The 698-nt window shown below is 49.0% G+C and carries 1 protein-coding gene; it reads left to right on the top strand.

What is annotated here, in order from left to right; translation table 11 throughout:
* The coding region (locus tag R7Q11_RS26435) for a sulfatase-like hydrolase/transferase (RefSeq protein ID WP_225467029.1) at nucleotides 1–698 on the top strand (698 nt) is incomplete at both ends.

The raw sequence follows: 698 nt of genomic DNA, 5'->3' as shown, positions 1-698 counted from the left end.
CTCGTAAGCGTATGGAAACGGTGGACGAAGAGACGTTAGATGCGGCACTCGACTTCATGGACCGTGCCGTGAAAGCGAAAAAACCATTCTTCGTATGGTGGAACGCAACCCGCATGCACTTCCGTACTCACGTGAAGCCAGATAACCAAGGCAAAACCGGCATCAGTACTTATGCTGATGGTATGGTAGAGCACGACAACATGGTTGGTGAGTTGCTAGATAAACTGGATGATCTGAAAGTGGCCGACAACACCATCGTGATTTACACCACCGATAACGGCCCGATGAACGCGACCTGGCCTGATGCAGCATTTGGTCCTTTCCGTGGTGAGAAAAACACAGGTTGGGAAGGCGGCTTCCGCGTACCAGCAATGGTTCGTTGGCCTGGACACATTGCACCAAATACGAAGTTAAACGACATCTTTGCGGGTGAAGACTGGTTCCCAACACTGCTTTCTGCGGCGGGTAACAACACCATCAAGCAAGACTTGCTGAAAGGCTACAAATCATCGTCTGCTGATCGCACATACAAAAACCATTTAGATGGTTACAACCAAATGAATTACTTGATGGGTAAAGACAAAGAGTCTGCTCGTGATGAGTTCTTCTACTGGTCAGACGATGGCGACTTGCTGGCAATGCGTGACAAGCGCTTCAAGCTTCACTTCAAGATCCAAGAGCATGAAGGTTGGGATGTT

Source organism: Vibrio sp. 970 (assembly GCF_033339075.1).
The sequence above is the reverse complement of the archived record's forward strand: the minus strand, read 5'-3'. Positions and strand labels throughout refer to the sequence as shown.